General features: G+C 59.2%; 14 protein-coding genes. 2 read left to right on the top strand and 12 right to left on the bottom strand.

What is annotated here, in order from left to right; all coding sequences use genetic code 11:
- Window positions 1-83: 83 nt before the first annotated feature.
- Genes trbI through traI form a run of 12 tightly spaced genes read right to left on the bottom strand, consistent with a single transcriptional unit; the run spans window position 84 to window position 10,271 of the window.
- Window positions 84-1,421: an IncP-type conjugal transfer protein TrbI gene (trbI, locus tag ACZ9DP_RS14845; RefSeq protein WP_476202685.1), complete on the bottom strand. Its 1,338-nt coding sequence runs from the start codon at window positions 1,419-1,421 to the stop codon at window positions 84-86.
- Between the two features lie 11 nt (window positions 1,422-1,432).
- Window positions 1,433-1,870 carry a conjugal transfer protein TrbH gene (gene trbH, locus ACZ9DP_RS14840; protein ID WP_476202683.1) on the bottom strand — a complete coding sequence of 146 codons (438 nt, stop codon included), beginning with the start codon at window positions 1,868-1,870 and terminating at the stop codon, window positions 1,433-1,435.
- 3 nt (window positions 1,871-1,873) lie between these two features.
- Window positions 1,874-2,683, bottom strand: a complete 810-nt coding sequence (gene trbG, locus ACZ9DP_RS14835; RefSeq protein WP_476202682.1) for a P-type conjugative transfer protein TrbG — start codon at window positions 2,681-2,683, stop codon at window positions 1,874-1,876.
- A gap of 16 nt (window positions 2,684-2,699) precedes the next feature.
- Window positions 2,700-3,362 carry a conjugal transfer protein TrbF gene (locus tag ACZ9DP_RS14830; RefSeq protein ID WP_476202680.1) on the bottom strand — a complete coding sequence of 221 codons (663 nt, stop codon included), beginning with the start codon at window positions 3,360-3,362 and terminating at the stop codon, window positions 2,700-2,702.
- A gap of 18 nt (window positions 3,363-3,380) precedes the next feature.
- Window positions 3,381-4,562, bottom strand: coding sequence for a P-type conjugative transfer protein TrbL (gene trbL, locus ACZ9DP_RS14825; RefSeq protein ID WP_476202679.1), 1,182 nt, complete (start codon window positions 4,560-4,562; stop codon window positions 3,381-3,383).
- Window positions 4,556-4,756, bottom strand: coding sequence for an entry exclusion protein TrbK (trbK, locus tag ACZ9DP_RS14820; protein ID WP_476202677.1), 201 nt, complete (start codon window positions 4,754-4,756; stop codon window positions 4,556-4,558). The genes trbL and trbK overlap by 7 nt, the downstream gene beginning before the upstream one ends.
- Window positions 4,753-5,556: a P-type conjugative transfer protein TrbJ gene (gene trbJ / locus ACZ9DP_RS14815; RefSeq protein ID WP_476202676.1), complete on the bottom strand. Its 804-nt coding sequence runs from the start codon at window positions 5,554-5,556 to the stop codon at window positions 4,753-4,755. Before trbJ ends, trbK begins: the two co-directional genes overlap by 4 nt.
- Window positions 5,528-7,984, bottom strand: coding sequence for a conjugal transfer protein TrbE (locus tag ACZ9DP_RS14810; protein ID WP_476202675.1), 2,457 nt, complete (start codon window positions 7,982-7,984; stop codon window positions 5,528-5,530). Before ACZ9DP_RS14810 ends, trbJ begins: the two co-directional genes overlap by 29 nt.
- Window positions 7,985-7,994: 10 nt before the next feature.
- Window positions 7,995-8,294 carry a conjugal transfer protein TrbD gene (locus tag ACZ9DP_RS14805; RefSeq protein WP_476202674.1) on the bottom strand — a complete coding sequence of 100 codons (300 nt, stop codon included), beginning with the start codon at window positions 8,292-8,294 and terminating at the stop codon, window positions 7,995-7,997.
- A complete protein-coding gene (locus ACZ9DP_RS14800) occupies window positions 8,287-8,670 on the bottom strand; it encodes a TrbC/VirB2 family protein (protein ID WP_476202673.1) in 384 nt (127 codons plus the stop codon). The genes ACZ9DP_RS14805 and ACZ9DP_RS14800 overlap by 8 nt, the downstream gene beginning before the upstream one ends.
- Entirely contained in the window at window positions 8,660-9,637 is a 978-nt protein-coding gene (gene trbB / locus ACZ9DP_RS14795) for a P-type conjugative transfer ATPase TrbB (RefSeq protein ID WP_476202671.1), read from the bottom strand. Before trbB ends, ACZ9DP_RS14800 begins: the two co-directional genes overlap by 11 nt.
- Before the next feature lie 10 nt (window positions 9,638-9,647).
- The gene (gene traI, locus ACZ9DP_RS14790; RefSeq protein WP_476202670.1) at window positions 9,648-10,271 is read right to left on the bottom strand and encodes an acyl-homoserine-lactone synthase; all 624 of its coding nucleotides are present in this window, start codon (window positions 10,269-10,271) and stop codon (window positions 9,648-9,650) included.
- A 342-nt stretch (window positions 10,272-10,613) separates the two neighbouring features.
- On the opposite strand from traI, the gene repA reads away from it, so the two are divergent.
- Both repA and repB read left to right on the top strand, forming a co-directional pair.
- A complete protein-coding gene (gene repA, locus ACZ9DP_RS14785) occupies window positions 10,614-11,876 on the top strand; it encodes a plasmid partitioning protein RepA (protein ID WP_476202777.1) in 1,263 nt (420 codons plus the stop codon).
- On the top strand, window positions 11,873-12,895 hold the full coding sequence (gene repB, locus ACZ9DP_RS14780; RefSeq protein WP_476202668.1) for a plasmid partitioning protein RepB: 1,023 nt from the start codon (window positions 11,873-11,875) through the stop codon (window positions 12,893-12,895). The genes repA and repB overlap by 4 nt, the downstream gene beginning before the upstream one ends.
- Window positions 12,896-12,952: the final 57 nt, after the last annotated feature.

The raw sequence follows: 12,952 nt of genomic DNA, 5'->3' as shown, positions 1-12,952 counted from the left end.
TACTTCCCGTTTTCCGGGCATTCAAGTGCAGTTAGTCTATAACATAACCAAAAATGAGAAATTTTGCTTAGGTTCCACCAGCCTCACCGGATTATCGGCAAACCGGGATTTCTGATCGCCGACGAGTGGCCGCTGTAGGCTGAGGGAAAAACAATGTCCTGATCGACCAGTACGCTGAAATTATAGCCAGGACGGATGCGGATCGTCGGCTGTACGTTGAGGTTTTTCGAAATCGTTTGTTCTGCAACGCGACCGAAGCTTTCGGCAAAGTTTCGTCGCGCAGCATCCGACGCCGTATCCTGCGTCGTAAGAGTCGAGCTTTCAGGCAACGACATGTCGATCCCGGTTCCGATGATCGCGACCAGCGCGGCCGACCCGAAGGTCCGCCAAAGATGGCGATCCACCTTGTCCTTGATCCCGCCGTAGCCTTCCGAGTCCGTGCCGGCCATTCCGCCAATCTGCAGGGTCGACCCGTTCGGGAAAATGAGGTCGGTCCAGACGACGAGAACACGTTCCTGACCAAAGAACACCTTGGAATCGTAACGGCCGAACAGCTTTGCCCCTTGCGGGATGAGCAGGCGATACCCGGTCGCACTGTCGTAGACATTCTGGCTGATCTGAGCGGTCATGCGTCCTGGCAAGTCAGAGTTGAGACCGGTGATCAAGGTCGCCGGAATGACCGAGCCGCGCTTCAATTCGTAGGGTGACATCTGCGGCACGACCTGATTGGGCAGGTAGCCGAGATCCTTGATATCCCGATTGAAAAAATCCTCCTTCGAAGTCTGGCCGTTCTGATCGATGGTCTGGCCCATCAGGCCGGATTTCGTCGCGGCGGCATAAAGGTCTGACGAACTGTTCACCGCGGCATTTGTCGTCTGTCGGCCGGCGTTCGTGGGGTCCGCGGCCTTTTCGATATCGGACATTTCTACCTTCAGCGGCGAATCGAGCGCCGTAGCGCGGGCCTGGAGGCGAGCCATCCGCTGGCGCTGGGCCTCGCGCATATATTGCTCATCCTGCTCTCGCTTCAGGCGAGTCTTCCACTCCTCTTCGGATTCGATGCTGGGTCGCCGCTCTTCCCGTTCTGCGGGCCGGCGTGCAATAACCGGTTCCTCTTTCTCGACCTTTTGCTCAACGACAGGCGTCGGCTGGAACGCCTCGCGCTCAACCGGCTCGCCGATAATTCCATCCGATACACCCCGTTTAAGTTGGTCGCCGAAACTTGTTGCGGGGGTGTTGGAGGCGCTTTCGATGTCCTTGCCAACGTTGAAGGAGAGACCGCGCCATGACAGGCCAATCACGACGACGCCGAAGAACAGCGCGACGACTATCACGGCAACGATGATCGGCAGGCGATTGAGACGGTTCATGCCTTTCTGATCGTCGGCCTGGTTGGACGCGCCAAGCTGGAGCGACTGGACCATATTCTCCTCCGTCAGTTGCGCTGCATGATCGAAAGCGGACTAGCCGGCGTGGCGCCGGCTGCAGTCGGCGTGTAAGCACGGCCAAGCGCGACGGAAGGCGTTGAAAGCCGCGCTAGAACCTTTCCTTCGAAGCCATCGATCGCATAAGCAAGCTCGACCGGTTTGACGTCATTTGCGACTTTACCGTCCGTGACCACAGAGTAGCCGCATCCCTTCAGGGCCACCTCGAGCGCGACGGCGAATTCCGAAGCGTCCTTGTCCATTTTGATGGTGGTCGTGCCGGCCGGGCCGGTCTGCTCAGCGAGGCGGCTTGCCATGTCGCCGGCGATGGCGATTGCGGTTGGTCCCGTGATTGCTACCGGGGTTGAGCTGGTGGTCAGAGCGTCGTCAGCCGTTTGGCAACCAGAAAGCAGAGCAGCGGCGGCGAAAAACATGAGAAGCTTCCGCATCGTTCACCCTCCCCGCCGGATGGTGATTTTCTGTTGCCGCCAACCGACTCCGGAAACGAGGATCGCCTTGTCCACCGCATAGTCGACGATCATCATGTCGTTTTTCATCCGGTAGTTGACGATGCGGTTCTGGCCACCCGACACGGCGAAAAGAACCGGCGCATCCTGGCCGGAGATCGACTTCGGGAACTGGATGTAGGTTTTCATCCCGTCCGAATAGACCCGTTTCGGTTTCCATGAGGCGCTTCCTCTGACCGAGTAGGAGAAGTTCAGTCGGTCCGGCGCCGTGCCGGGAATGCCGCCAGTTTCGAGACGGGCATTGATATCGGCAAGTTTGGTCGAGACGTCTTCCGGATACTCGAAACCGACGCGCGCCATATACTGGCTGGGATGGGACTTGAGCTGGATGTGATAGGTCCGGCGTGACGTCGTGACGACCATCGAGGTGACGAGGCCTGGCTCCGACGGTTTGACGATCAGATGGATTGCCTGTCCACCTGACGCGCCCGAGGTTGCGGGCTCCACCTTCCACCGGACAGTGTCGCCGACGAGGACATCGCGGACGATTTCACCTCCCTGCAATTCGACATCGCAGACCTGCAGTGGCGAGCAGACGACGGACGGCTGTGTTTCGCCAAACAGGAAGATCACCTTCCCGTCCGGTCCTTTCGTGACGAGGCCCGGTGTGCCTCGCCATTTCCCCGAAATGTTCGTGCCCCTCATCTCATTTGTTGTCATGCTCTGCGCTTGAGCGCCCACCGCGAGCAAGAGTCCGGCCATGCAGCCGGCAGCCATCAATCCTGTTTTGTGCATGTGAATTCCCCTGCCCTTAAAGCTGTGCCGTCCAGTCGAAATCCTGGACATAGAGGCCAATCGGATTGAGGCGGATGATCGCCTCGTCCTGCGGCGCGGTCAGCGCCACCGTTGCGATCCCGCGGAATCGGCGCGTGCCAGTTTCCTTGCCCTTGCGATCGCGCTCATATTCCGTCCAGTCGATCTGGTAGGTTTGCTTCGAGAGCGCGACGATGTTGTTGACCTCGACGGCGACCGTCGATGTCTTCGCCTTTTCGAACGGCGAATTGCCGTGGAACCATGCGTTGATCTTCTGGGTCGCCGAATCTGAGGTCCTGAGCAACGCGTAGGTGCGGTCGATATATTGCTTTTGCACCACTGCATCGGGCGTGATCGAACGGAGGCTGGTGACGAAGTTACCGAGCGTCGCGCGCACCACGCGGGCATCGGCATATTCAATCTGCTCCGGGAAGCCCGCCGTCACTGACGTTCCGAGCTTGTCGACCTCGACGATATAGGGCACCAGCTTGACCTGGGTGCTGAGATACAACCCGTAGCTGAAGCCGATGACGGCCATGGCGAGGCCAAGAATGCCGACGATGCGCCACGCGGCAGCAGCCTGCACATGGGAGCCATAGCGTTCGGTCCATTCCTGGCGGGCGGCAAGATACGGATTTTCTGGGGCGCGGTTCGCTGCCATCTATCCTTCCCTTTCTGATTACGGTTCGTCGTTGCGTTCGGGACGGGGTCTCGGTCCGCTGTGACCACTGCGCTGTTCATCGAGCTTGGCGTTGGCCAGTCCGAGAATTGATCCGGCATAAGCGCCTGGAGAGCCGATCGCTTTTTCCTTTACCGCCGACCCCGCCGCCTGTGCACCGGAGCTGAAGCTCGCGCCCATGCCGCGAAGAGCGGCCCCTGCGACAGAAGAACCTGCGGCGCGGGCAGTTCGCGCCGCCGCAAAGCCCGCGCCGGCCGCGCCTGCGGCGAGGAAGCCCGCACCTGCAGCGAAAGAGGCGGCTTGTCCGCCATGGCGGATCGCTTCCATTCCTCCGGAAACCGATGCGCCCTGCACAACGCCCTGAATAATATTCGGGACATACATGGCGATGATGAAGACCACGACGGAAATACCGGCGATGGCCAAGGTCGTGACGAACTGATCGGACGAGGCAGTGGGCGCTTGGGCGAGGCCCAGCAGGACGTTCGACCCGATCTTGGCGATCATCACCAGGGCCATGAGTTTCATGCCAACGCCAAAGGCGTAGACGAGGTAGCGAATAGCAAAGTCTTTCGTGAAGGACGAGCCGCCGAGTCCGAGCATGATCATGCCGGCCAGCAGGCCGACATACATCTCGACCATGACCGACACGAAAATCGCTGCGACAAGCGAGAAGCAGACGACGACGATGCCCATTGCCAACACCGCCGCGATCGCAAGTGCATTGTCCTCGAATACACCGAACTGTGCTTGCTCCGACATTTGCGAGGCGACCCGGATGCCCGCGTCGAACACTTCAGCGGGCGAAGCCGAACCGCCGCCAGCGCCTATTTGGAAAAGGCTGTCGACCACGGCTCGCGCAAAGGTCGGACCTTGATCGAGGACAAACGCGAAGAAGCCGACAAACATGATCCGCCGCACCAACTCTGCAAACCAGCTATCCAGCGAGGCTGCCTGAATCGCGAGCCAGATGGCGGCAATGCCAATCTCGATTGCCGCGAGGATCCAGAAAAGGGATTTCGCCGCATCCATGATGGTGGTCTCCCACCCCTTCGCAGCGGACGAGACCTGGTTTTCCAGTTCCGTGAGGACCTGCCCCTCCTGCGCGAAACCCGGTACGGCATAGGCTATGAAAAGAAAGCCTGCGATCAGGAATGAACGTGCAACATCTACCTTCACCATGTCGGCCGCATCTCCTGACCATGCTTGATCGCCGGCAGCTCCTTCCCAGATCCGAAGAATTTCTCCCGGGCAGCCCGCTGCTCCTCGGGAAGCGCAGGCTTGCCGCTGTCTCTGGAGTTGACGCTCAGCATAGCCGCCGCAGCCGATACAGCCGCAACAGCCAACAGCAGAGCAATCAGGAGGACGCGGCTCACCAGCGAGGCTCCATTTTCTGACCCTCCCGAATGCTTTTTACCCCGGCGTTAAAGAACTTTTCCCGCCGCGCCTGCGCCAGGTCCTTGTCGGTCTGTTCGGTCTGGAGCCATGTCCCCATCATCGTCATCTGTTGCGAGACGAGACCGCGAAGCTTCTGCATCTGCGCGACTTGTTGAGCGGCGATTTGGTGCCCGACCTCCAGGGCCTTCATCTGTCCGTCAGCCGTCTCGGACATCGATCGCAATGAGGACATCGTGTCTTCCTCACTATCGAACTGGCCGGAAGTGAGGCTCGCCGCCTTCAGCGTACTGGCGATCGTGTCGCGGTTGGTGTCCGACCATGACTGGTAGGTTGACGAGAATGTCCCATTGCTCGGCAAGTTGGTCTTGAGGTCAGCGTAGCTCTTGAAGCGCTGTTGCAACACATCGTCCGAATTCCCCATCGAAAACGAAATGCTCTGTCCCTGCTCGACAATATTTCGGAGTTGATTGAGGTCGCTCTCCACCTGTCCCCAGATGTGGTTTGGAAGCTGGGCGGTGTTCTGCAGCATGTTCTCGTAGATCTTCAGCTGATTCTGGATCTGCTCGGAGAGCTGGCTGATCTGCGTGATCTGGTTCTGGATCTGCTCACCGGACTTCCCGACTAAGGAGATGAGTTCGCCGTTGTTGAGAACCTGCGTCCATTCGGTCGCAGCACCCGTGGCCGTGCCGGCATGTGCCGGCGTCACGGCCATGATCGTCAACGCGGCGGCTGCCAGGCCGGCGAGCCATTTATTCGAAGTTGAGAAGCGATGCGGCATCGTGGACTCCTTTCGTCTGCATCCAGTGGATCGGCCAGTCGTGACCGTGTTCGGATTTCAGCGCGCGGATGCGCTTCAGGTCTTCCTTGCCGGACGCCCCGACAAAGCTGAGGGCAACGGGTCCAAGCGACATGTCGAAAAGCCGCCGCCCGTCGGGCGTGGCGACGTAATATTCTCGCTTTGGGATCGCGCTCGACACGATCTCGATCTGGCGTTCGTTGAAGCCAATCCGCTCGTAGAATTCTCGCGTGCCGGGTTCGCGAGCGGCGCCATTCGGAAGGCATATCTTCGTCGGGCTGGATTCCTTCAGCACGTCGATGATGCCGGACCGTTCGGCATCCGAGATCGACTGGGTAGCGAGAACGACAGCGCAGTTCGCCTTGCGCAGCACCTTCAGCCATTCGCGGATCTTACTGCGGAATACCGGATGGCCGAGCATCAGCCAGGCCTCGTCGAGCACGATCAGGCTCGGGGACCCATTCAGGCGCTTCTCGATCCGGCGGAACAGGTAGGTCAGCACCGGCACGAGATTGCGCTCGCCCATGTTCATGAGCTGCTCGATCTCGAACGTCTGAAAAGTGCCGAGCGTGAGGCCGTCCTCTTCCGCATCGAGGAGCTGGCCCATCGGACCGTCGACCGTGTAGTGGTGCAGCGCATCCTTGATCTCGCGCATCTGCACGCCGCTGACGAAATCCGAGATCGAGCGGCCGGCCGCGCTGGCCATCAGACCGACCTGGCGGGAAATGGCGTTGCGATGATCGGGAGTGATGGCAACGCCCTGCAGGGCGACCAACATCTCGATCCATTCCGTGGCCCAGGCCCGGTCAGCGTCGCTTCCGAGGTCGGAAAGCGGGCAGAACGTCAAAGCCCTCCCCTCTTCTGCGTTGTCGCCGCCGATTTCATAGTGATCGCCACCCGTGGCGAGCGTCAGCGGCAGCAGCGAGCATCCCTTGTCAAAAGCGAAGACCTGCGCACTTTCGTAGCGGCGAAACTGTGCGGCGATCAGCGCCAGGAGTGTCGATTTGCCGGAGCCGGTCGGGCCGAAGATCAGCGTGTGACCGACATCATCCACATGCACGTTGAGCCGGAACGGCGTGGAACCGCTTGCGACCTGCATCAGCGGCGGCGAGTTCGGTGGGTAGAACGGACACGGTGCGACCGGGTTTCCCGACCAGACCGCGTTGAGGGGGATCAGGTCAGCGAGATTACTGGTGTTGATCAGCGGCTCGCGGATGTTGCTATACCAATTCCCCGGAAGACTTCCGAGGAAGGCGTCGGTCGCGTTGAGCGTCTCAATCCTCGCCCCGAAACCTTCGGCTTGGATCAGTCGCCGGATGGCTTCAGCTTTCTCCTGGAGTGCTTCGCGGTCATGATCAAACAGCACGACGACCGGCGTGTAATAGCCATAGGCCACAAGCTGCGACGAGGCTTGCGCGATTGCGTCCTCGGTCTCAGCCACCATCGTCATCGCGTCTTGGTCAACCGTTCTGCTCTGCGTCTGAAACAGCTGGTCGAAGAACGGCCGAACCTTCTGTTGCCACTTTTTGCGCGTGCGTTCGAGCTTCTGGCGGGCTTCCTCGGCATCGAGAAAAATGAAGCGGGACGACCATCGATAGGTGAGCGGCATCAGATCCAGACTGTTCAGAATGCCCGGCCAGCTTTCGGCCGGCAAGCCGTCGATAGCGACAACGCCCAGGAAGCGGTTGTCAACCTTCGGTGTCAGTCCGTGCTCAAGCTCGGCCGTGGCGATCCAATCGAGATACATGGGAACATCCGGAAGCCGGATCGGATGGCTTTCCCCGGTGATGCAGAAGCGGACGAACTGAAGGAGCTCGTCATAACGGGCAATCCGCTCCCCTCCCCTCTCAGCTGTTTCTCGAGTTTCCATTCGCCTGATCGAAAGCGTGTTCGCGAAATACTGCTCGATTTCGCGGATGGCGTTCCTGAAAGCAAAGAGCACCGTGTCGGCATAGGATTTCTTCCGGCTTTCCGCATCCGAGTAGATGTATTTACTGAGCGCAGTTTTCTTGGACTCGAGCGGCCGGTAGGTCAGGATTAGTGCGTGCTTGCTCTCGAAGTGCCCCTGCTCGCGTGCGAAATGCGCCCGGCGCTCGGCATCGATGGCGCGCGTGACCGGGTCCGGGAAATGGCAACGGTCTTCCGACGGATAATCGACCGTTGAAATGCGGATCGCCTCGACCTGGATCATCCAGCCGCTTCCAAGCCGAGACAGGACTGCATTGATCTGCCTCGACAACTCGTTGCGTTCGAGGTCCGTCGCACTTTCGGAATCCGGACCAGCAAAGTACCAGCCGGCCATCAAACTTCCGTCCTTCAGCAGGAGGACGCCATTGTCGACGAGGCCGGCGTACGGAACGAGATCGGCGAAGGATGGGCCCGCGGCCCGGAAGCGTTTGAGAGCTACCACGACCGCCTCCTCAAAACCGCCGCCACGGCGAGGTGGTCGCCTTATAATATGGCTTGTAGGAAATGTGTCGCACATAAACCTGCCGCATGAGCGGATCGGACTTCGCCATCGTCCTGAGCAGCCCGACGATCACGATCCAGACGCCGACGCCGAAGAGCACCGAATAGACCGTGAGGACGACGAAGATCAGGATCACGGCCGCAAGACCCGTGATCAACACCAGCTCTCGGTCCGCGCCCATCAGTAGGTTCGGGCGGGAAAGGGCGCGGAAGATGCGGTTGCGCTGCAGGCCGGACAGAGACTCAGCCATGAGCCCCCTCCCCTTCCCCGTTCGAACCAATCGACATGATCTGCTCGTTCGTCAGCCCGATCGAGGCGCCCGTCGCACCGAACAGGCCCACGATGGTGGTGGCGCCGAGCAGGATGCCGGCAACCAGAACGACGTACACAAGTCGCCGCGCGAAATCGTTCAGTTCCCCACCAAAAATCAACATACCACCTGCGATTGCGACTGCCGCAAGCGCGATATAGCCGGCAACCGGGCCAGTGATCGATTCCTGAATTTGCTCAAGTGGCCCCTCCCAGGGAAGACTGCCGCCCGAACTGGCCAGCGCCGGCGCGACAGAGGCGAAAAGACCGGGCACTGCAATGAGCGCGGCGGCGATGAGTGCATAGTTACGCGACATGGCGTGCCTCCTGTTCTTCCGTGAACTGATCGGATCCGATCTCGTACTGGCCGCCTGCGAACCGCTCGACGTGGATGACGTCGCGAACGCGCCGCCCGCGCGCCGTCCGCTCGATCGAGATGATCAGGTCAACGGCCTCTCCGATCACCTCGTGCATCGGCTGCTGGCTTGCTTCCGCGGTCAGCTGCTCAAGGCGACGCAGCGCCGACATGGCGGTGTTCGAGTGAATTGTCGCTACGCCTCCAGGATGGCCGGTGTTCCAGGCCTTGAGGAGTGTAAGGGCAGCGCCGTCGCGAACTTCACCCACGACGATCCTATCGGGACGCAAGCGCATGGTGCTCTTCAAGAGCCGCGCCATGTCAATCGCATCGCTAGTGTGCAGAAGAACCGCGTTCTCGGCCGCACACTGAATTTCCGCAGTGTCCTCTAGAATGACGAGACGATCCTCCGGCGCGGATTTGACGATCTCGTCGATAACTGCGTTTGCAAGCGTCGTCTTGCCCGAACCAGTCCCCCCGGAAATAACAATGTTCAGGCGCGAAGAGATTGCAGTGCGGATCGTCGACGCCTGATACCCGGTCATCACGCCGGAGCGCACATAGTCCTCAAGCGGAATGAGGCGCGAGGCACGACGGCGAATTGTGAAGGCCGGTTTGGCGACTACGGGAGGCAGGAGACCTTCAAAGCGGTGGCCGCCGATCGGCAGCTCGCCGGAGATAATCGGCTGTTCCGCGTCCACTTGGGACTGCAGCGCATGCGCCACGGTGCCGATCACCATTTCCGCAGCAGCGGGCGACATTTCGCCGGCGGGAGCAACGCCGTGACCGAGCCGTTCGATGAACAGCCTTCCGTCCGGATTGAGCATGATCTCAACGACATTTGTGTCGTCCAGCGCAACACAAAGCTGACCGCCGAGCGCCTCCTGAAGTTTACGGACGAGTCGGGGGTGAGAGCGAAGCTGGGTCACGGATTTCTCCTTACGCTGCTTGGCTGAGACGAGTGAGTTCAGAACGGTAACCGGAAGGGCGGAGCCTAAGGAATGTGTCCGCATTGGCGGGCAGCGTGCCCGCCACGGCCATCGTTACGCCGATCTGCTTGGGCTCACCAAAACGCAGCAGTGGCCATCCGACGCGAGCGAGGATCCGCTCGAATCGAATGTCAGTCACAGTGACAATCTCGGTATAGCCATTCGCCATGCACCATTCGATGATGCCTGCGAACATAGTCAGCGTCGCCTCATGGACCGACCCGTCTCTCCTTCCCTCCGCCGGCGTCGTGTCAACGCAGAAGCGGGAGCTCTCGATCATCGCCGAATGGGCATGGAGCCGTCCTCCTGGAAGCAGCGACGAAAACACGGTCTCGGCCATTGTTGGACCCACGGCTGGAAGAAGCCTTGCGCAGCCGACAACGCGGTTGTCGGAAGAGACCGCCAGGATGTATGCGGGTCCGAGATTGTCGAACGAATCCGTCTCTCGACCGTCGACAACGTCGACCTCCCAACCGAGCCGAGCGGAAAAGACGTTTGCCCGCAAGGAATGGTGGGCATCGAGGAGTTGGTGCTCGCGATGAGTCCTAGCGGCAGATATAGCGACAATGTGCATGATTTTCTCCGTCATTGAATGACGGCTGGAAAATGAGCACGGATCAAAGCGGTGCGGCAGTTGTCGAATTCTACAAGGTAAGTTCAGCTGAGTCGCATCGACCATTTGTCGAAAGTGAGATGATATTGCAGGTGTCTGCCAGTTCATCGTGCTGCGTTACGCTTGTAGGATTCACAGGAGAACAATTCGAGATCAAGCAGGCAGGAGAGTTGAGCTAACCCTCGGAGCGGAAATACAAAAATACAAAAAACCGCTTGCGGATCATTCCCACACCTTTAACCCCCTGTTAACCCTAAACTTCTGGACGCCTCCAGGAGAATCGTGTTTCATCTCTGGCGGGCAATGGCCGGTAAACCGGTTGAAGGCCGCCAAGAGGAACAGATGGCGATAGCAAACCGAGTAGAATCAGTTGTCGGCTCCAAGGAAGATGCTGGCGGCAAAATCATGCGTCATGCAGGGCTTCTATCCGGGCAATTGCAGCAGCTCAGAACTCGCATGTATCCGCCAAAGTCGGAAAAGATTCTGCGTCCGTTTCTGACCAACGAAGTGTCAAAGCTGACGTCTATACCCGATTCCACCCTGAAGCTCATGTCCACAGAAGGACGTGGACCGGTTCCCAGCAGGCTGGAGAACAACCATCGCGTCTACACGCTGGCCCAGATCAATGAGCTGCGTGGGTTGTTCGCGATGCAGAAACCTGCGGACGCCTTGCGATTCCTTCCTCGCCGTCGCGCCGGCGAGCATCTCCAGGTAGTTGCAATAGCCAACTTCAAGGGCGGCAGCGCAAAAACCACGACCTGCGTCCATCTCTCCCATTATCTCGCGCTTCAAGGTTATCGCGTCCTTGCATTAGATTTGGATCCTCAGGCATCTCTGTCCGCTATGTTTGGTGCTCAGCCAGAGATCGACGTTGGGTCAAATGAAACAATTTACGCCGCTCTGCGCTACGATGAGGCCGAACGTCGTCCAATCCGCGATATCATCCGCAAGACATACTTCGATGGCATTGACCTCATTCCGGGAAATCTGGAAGTCATGGAGTATGAGCACGAAACGCCGCGGATTTTGGCGAACAAGTCGAGTTCGGGCGCAATCTTCTTCGAGCGATTGACGCTCGCTCTTTCAGAAGTCGAGTCGGACTACGACATCGTAATCCTCGACACGCCGCCGTCGCTCGGCTTTTTGACGCTCAGCGCGATATACGCGGCAACGAGCATGATCATAACTGTCCATCCAGCCATGCTGGACGTCGCATCGATGAGCCAGTTTCTTCTCATGATGGGAGATCTGATAAGTGTCCTCAATGAGAGCGGAGCCCAGCTGGATCAGGATTTCATCCGGTACTTGGTAACACGCCACAACCCAAATGACGCTCCGCAGTCACAGGTCGTTGCGATGCTTAGGCACTTGTTCGGCCCTGATGTCTTATTGCCGACCGCCATCGAGAGTACTGCGGTCGAGGCCGCCGGCCTAGCGAAACGTTCGATATATGAGCTCGAGATGGGACAAATCGGTCGCGATACTCAAAAGCGCGCCCGCGAGGCGGTAGACGCCGTAAACGAGGCGATAGTTCGCCTCATTAATGATAGCTGGGGGCGGCCATGAGCGAATCATCTCGCAAGTCCATTGTCGCTAGCTTCGGACTGCTTTCCGCAGAGCTAGAGAACAGCCAGACAACTGACCAGCAGCTTGAGCCCCCGGCTCAGTCTTCCGGCAATCGCGTCGGGGCTGGTGTCATTGGCGCAGCCCACCGGGCAATCGACGACATCAGATCAGAGCGTGATCGGTTGAAGGCTCTTGTCGAGGCGGGTGGCGCCGCGGTTCGAGACCTGGATCCCTCCCTCGTCGACCCCTCCCCTTACCCAGACAGACTGCCCGACGATGACGCAGCGAGTTTTGAGGTTTTCAAGCGGTCGATTGAGACTGAGGGACAGATGGTCCCCGTCCAGGTTCGCAAACACACATCGTCACCCGGTCGATACCAGATCGTCTACGGCCACCGCCGCTGGCTTGCTGCCAAACAGCTCGACCGACCCGTTCGCGCTATTGAGGTGGAGATTTCCGATCTCGATCTTGTTCTCGCGCAAGGTATCGAAAACGCGAGTCGCCAGGACCTGACCTGGATCGAGCGCGCGCTATTTGCATCGCGAATGGACGGTGCGGGGATCAAGCCTCGCCATATCTACGCCGCGCTTTCGATCGAAGACGCCGAACTGGCACGGATGCGGAATGTCTACAGAATGATTCCCGTGGATATCATCGAGGCCATTGGCCGGGCGCCAAAGATCGGGCGGCTACGCTGGCTCGATCTGGCCAGGACGGTTGCGGGCGACCCGGGAACGCTTGATGCATTACGGGCGGCGTTGGTTAAGAAGGGCGATGCGGCTGAGACCTCCGATCAGAGGTTTCAGCGTGCGTTGAACATCATCAAGCCAGCATCAAGTGGCCGGCGGGAACCAAGCCCGATTACGGACAAGAGCGGTACAAAGCTCGGCGCCTTGTCGATGACCTCGAAAGAGGTTCGAATTTCGGCCGAGGGATCGCTCGGACTCGAGTTTTTGAAATTTGTTGAGGGGGAGCTGCCAGGTCTTGCTGAGCGCTTTGCCCGTCAGCGAGAGCAGTAAAACCCTGACAGCTGTCAGGATATTGGAGCTTACTGAAGAAGGAAGCGCAGCAAAAGA

The sequence above is a fragment of the Rhizobium sp. USDA 4016 genome (assembly GCF_056279705.1).
The sequence above is the reverse complement of the archived record's forward strand: the minus strand, read 5'-3'. Positions and strand labels throughout refer to the sequence as shown.